The organism is bacterium (genome assembly GCA_030649025.1).
In the GTDB taxonomy this organism is placed as follows: domain Bacteria; phylum Patescibacteriota; class Minisyncoccia; order JAUYLV01; family JAUYLV01; genus JAUSGO01.
On sequence record JAUSGO010000038.1, the window covers coordinates 1 to 2,607 of the forward strand.

Here is a 2,607-nt window from a genome sequence, read left to right on the forward strand (position 1 = left end):
GGGCGGATATTAAAATTTTAGGCCTTCGGCGTTGGTAACCTGGGCAAGTTCTATACCATACTATTAAAGCGCTTGCCCGCATATGCTCCACCGGAGCATATGCCCAACTGAGCTAAGGGCGGTTATTTTATTGTAATCGCAACTCCACCGTTGCTCTTCCTGGGAAGCTTCATATATTTCAGAAACATGGTGAGCTTCCCGCAGTATCCTCCGCTGGAGGATACTGCCCAACTGAGCTAAGGGCGGATATTAAAATTTTAGGCCTTCGGCGTTGGTAACCTGGGCAAGTTCTATACCATACTATTAAAGCGCTTGCCCGCATATGCTCCACCGGAGCATATGCCCAACTGAGCTAAGGGCGGATGTTTTATTAAAATATCGAAATTGTGGGCGAATATGATATATAGAAAATACTGCTACATAATAGCAGTATTTTCGCGTTTGGGGAAGGATCTAAATGATCGTCGCGCGATTTATGGGGAAGGTCACCGAGCGGCGGATGTCGTCTTCCTGGCGTAGCCACTTGAGGACCCGGGAGACGCCGATGCCACACCCCGCGTGCGGCACAGAACCGCGGGATTGCATTTGATTTACATACCAGCCGAAATCATCCAAACTTCCGCCTTTCTCCTGAAGCCTTTTAAACATACGCGAATTGGTAAGCCGTTCAATGAGGGTCTTTGCGTCGTAGATGCGTGCAGCCGAACCCACCGCCTCACCGGCAAACGGCAGGATGAGGTCGGCGCTTTGCACCAGGTGCGGATGCTCGGGATCTGGCTGCATATTAAAGAATTTCTCGACAGCGATTGGCTTGCCGTGATCCCATAAGGGATTTGGGTAGTGCGTGATAAAAAGCGGCTTTTCGCCGACATGCGTTATCAGCAGTGCTTCGTTCGCGGAATCTATGTCATCTCCCCATGAGATATCTTTTCCGAGTTTTTGCAAAATTTCGATGGCTTGGCCATATGTCATTTTAGGAAAGGGTGGGGCGCAGTATTCGAGCATCTTAAGAGCCTGGCTCGATAGACCGTAACGCTCTTTTGCATCTTTGCGGCCAAGCATCCCTTCACGCACGGCTCCGAATATTCCTTCTATTTCGCCAAGCAGTCCCTGAAAGTCCGTCACCACTTCAATTTCGATCATGGTAAATTCCGAAAGATGCCGAGCATCCACCGCGCTCTCCGCGCGGAAGCTGGGACCTATGCAATATGCTCTACCGAGGGCCGGAACCCACGCCTCCAAATACAGTTGCCCCGTTTGCGCAAGATATACATGCGGGACAGAGAACCATTCCGAATCTCCGGAAACAGAAACTTCAAAAAGCGTATCCACGTTCTCGCAGGCACCGGTGGCGCGCACCATGCGCGGCACAAAAATTTCGGTATACCCTTGTTGTGCGAGATGTTCACGCGCAAATCGGACGACATCGGACTCAAGAATCGGCACGGTGCGTGGCGGAAGGTCGGGCAGCTCTATACCGCCCAATATCTCCGGGATATTGTGTTTTTGTATTATCGCGTTTTCCATGTGTCATGCGTCACCCTCGCCTCCGGAACCTGGAAACTTCGGGAGCGCATTTATTAAAAAGTGCTACTTTATAGGTAGCGCCTTGATACCCCGGCACTAAATTTTGCGGCACTGGCCATTGGCGAGGCGTCCCAAACCGTCCGCGACGAAGGAGCGGCAACGGTTTCGCGATCCCGTGATCTCCGAACTGGAAACTCTGGAACAGTACGGGGAGTCATCAGTCGCGGACAGACGGGATCATGAAAATCTAACCTCACTATCGTTCGGGGATTTTCGGGACTTCGCGCGCATCGGGACGCAGCTATTCGCTGCCCGCACCTCGCGTTTTCATAGTCGCGAAAGATATTTAAATGTTTTCTCATTTCTTTGTACATAGGCAAAATTAGTGCGGGGTTTTGTTTTGTTACCCCGCCTTGGCGGGGACAAAACTTCAAAAAAATTCGCCCCTACGGGCGATGAAAGTTCAAAAATTGGAAACTCTTCTTTTTTCTATTCTTATTATGATGAAATCTATATTCGGACACTTTTTTTAGTATAGCAGGTTTTCACACCGTGTCAAAAAATGCGTGTGGATAAAAATTTGTTCTGGCCGTATCAATCAAACTTTGACATCTCTTATTTTTTCTTATATGCTTCCTCCGTTCTTTCCCATATAAATCTTTAGGAGGCCCTGGATATGTGCGGCATCGTTGGATTTTATAATGTAAGCTGTCTGAAAAGTCGTGCTACCGACGGATTTGCTACCATCCAGCACCGGGGAGTTGAAGGATCCGGGTTTCTTGCATCAAAACTCGACGGCTCAGATTTTTTTTATCTCCGAAGGGGCAGTCTTGCAAAAAGCCTTTGTGACTCAGATGAGTTCTATCGATGGGAGGATAGGGAGACGCGCATCGCGATTGAACATGTACGGTTCGGCACGAGTGGCTCTCCGGCGGACCTGCGCAACATTCAGCCATTCATGCACTTTACGCGATGGGGAAAGCTCGCCGTGGCGCATAACGGTGACAGGCTTGACACCCAGACCGTTCGCCAGACTTTTCTTGATGGGGGCATGGTGTTTGAGAGCGATAGTGACTCCGA

The 2,607-nt window shown here is 49.7% G+C and carries 2 protein-coding genes; one reads left to right on the plus strand and one right to left on the minus strand.

Features of this window, described 5'->3' with window-relative positions; genetic code table 11:
• Positions 1–453: 453 nt before the first annotated feature.
• Positions 454–1,527 (minus strand): amino acid--tRNA ligase-related protein, encoded by a 1,074-nt coding sequence (locus Q7S09_05795; GenBank protein MDO8558658.1) that lies wholly within the window; start codon positions 1,525–1,527, stop codon positions 454–456.
• 676 nt (positions 1,528–2,203) lie between these two features.
• Here Q7S09_05795 and Q7S09_05800 point away from each other — a divergent pair.
• On the plus strand, positions 2,204–2,607 hold a 404-nt coding region (locus Q7S09_05800), incomplete at its 3' end, for a hypothetical protein (protein MDO8558659.1).

Excerpts from the sequence above, each read along its gene's own strand:
- Q7S09_05795 (MDO8558658.1), bottom strand. The coding sequence starts at position 1,527 with ATGGAAAACGCGATAATACAAAAACACAATATCCCGGAGATATTGGGC.